Genomic DNA, 1,745 nt, shown 5'->3' on the forward strand with positions numbered 1-1,745 from the left:
GCAGGCCGGCCGCGAGGGCCTCCACGACCGCGAGGCCGAACGCCTCCTCGGCGGACGGCGCGGCGAGCACGTCCATCGCCGAGGCCAGCGCGGGCAGTCCGGGGCCGGGGGAGCCGTCGGGGAGGTACGGCCGCTCGCCCGTGAACAGCACCCGCCCGGCGACTCCCGCCTCCCGCGCGGTGCGCCGCAGGGCCGCCTCCTCGGGGCCCCCGCCGACCAGCAGCAGCCGGCAGTCCCCGGGAAGCCGGGCGAGGGCGCGGACCAGGACGCCGAAGCGCTTGCCGGGGACGAGCCTGCCGATGCCGCCGACGACGAACGCGTCGGCGGACAGCCCGAGACGCTCACGGGTGCGCAGCCGCGCCACCGGGTCGAAGGCGAACCGCGCCAGGTCGATGCCGTTGGGCACCACGACCACGCGCGGCGCGGGCACGCCCCACCGGGTGAGCCGGGCGGCGACCGTGGGGGAGACGGCGACCGTGGACCGGCCCAGCCGCTCGCCCAGGAGGTACAGCGCGCGCACCCCCGGGGTGAGCGGCCGGCCCTCCAACTGCGAGTCGCCGAGGGAGTGTTCGGTGGCGACGACCGCGCGCACCCCGGCCAGCCGGGCGGCGATCCGCCCGTACAGGCACGCCCGGTACAGGTGGGTGTGCACGAGGTCGTACCGGCCGCGGCGGATGATCCGGGCCAGCCGGGGCAGTGCGGCCAGGTCGCGGTTGCCGGCCATGCCGAGGTGGAGCACCCGCACCCCGTCGGATTCCAGGCCCCGGGCCACCGGGCCGGGGTTGGTCAGCGTCACCACCTCGCACTCCACCGGCAGGTGCCGCAGCAGCAGCCGGAGCTGCTGTTCGGCGCCGCCCACCCCGAGGCCAGTGATGACGTGCAGCGCCCTCACCGCGGCCCCTCGACGGGACGCCGGCGCCACCGGTGCAGCCGCTGCTTCAGGTACAGGCGTACGGCGGTGTCGCGCTGCCCCACGTACACGCGCGGCAGGGCGTGCGGGCCGGTCAGGGCGCCGGGGTCGATGGCGCAGGCGTAGCCGTACCCGGCCTCCCGCACGGCTTGCACGGCACGCCGGTCGACCGTGCCGTACGGGTAGCAGAAGCCGGTGACCGGCCGTCCGGTCAACTCCTCGATCAGAGCGCGGCTTTCGGCGGTCTCGCCCCGCAGCCGGGTGTCGTCGGCGCGGGTGAGGTCGACGTGGGTGAGGCCGTGCGAGCCGATCTCCATGCCCGCGTCGGCGGCGCGCCTGACGCCGTCGGGGGTCAGCAGGGGCTTGCGCGGGCCGAGCGGGTCCCAGGCGTTGTCGCCGCCGAGCCGCCCGGGCAGCACGAACACGGTGGCCGTGCACCGCCACCGGGTCAGCAGCGAGGCGGCGTGGTCGAGGAAGTCGGCGTAGCCGTCGTCGAAGGTCAGGCCCACCAGGTCGCGGCCCTCGCCCCGGGCGCGGGCCGCGAGCAGCTCGGCCACCGACACCCCGCGCAGCCCCCGCCCGCGCAGCCAGCGCAGCTGGCGCTCCAGCCGGCCGGGGCTGACGGTGACGCGGTACGGGTCGTCGGAGCAGTCGCCGACCGAGTGGTACATGGCGATCCACGGGACCGGGCCGGTGGCCGTGGCGGCCGGGGAGCAGGAGCGGGCGGGGGACTCAACGGAAGACGGCATGGGCGAGCCTTCGGGTGAGGATGCGTACGGAGCGGAGTGCGGGTGCCGCGTCCCGGGCGCCCAGGGGCCGGGCGAGCAGGACGAAC

Annotated in this window: 2 protein-coding genes; both read right to left on the reverse strand. The window is 77.1% G+C overall.

Features of this window, described 5'->3' with window-relative positions; translation table 11 throughout:
* Nucleotides 1–892 (reverse strand): glycosyltransferase (locus ACLU3S_RS36860; protein ID WP_413956331.1); only part of this gene is annotated, 892 nt, incomplete at its 3' end.
* Nucleotides 889–1,659: a polysaccharide deacetylase family protein gene (locus ACLU3S_RS36865; protein ID WP_413956332.1), complete on the reverse strand. Its 771-nt coding sequence runs from the start codon at nucleotides 1,657–1,659 to the stop codon at nucleotides 889–891. The genes ACLU3S_RS36865 and ACLU3S_RS36860, both read right to left, overlap by 4 nt.
* Nucleotides 1,660–1,745 lie beyond the last annotated feature (86 nt).

It is taken from the genome of Streptomyces sp. AF1A, from assembly GCF_047340315.1.
In the GTDB taxonomy this organism is placed as follows: Bacteria; Actinomycetota; Actinomycetes; order Streptomycetales; family Streptomycetaceae; genus Streptomyces.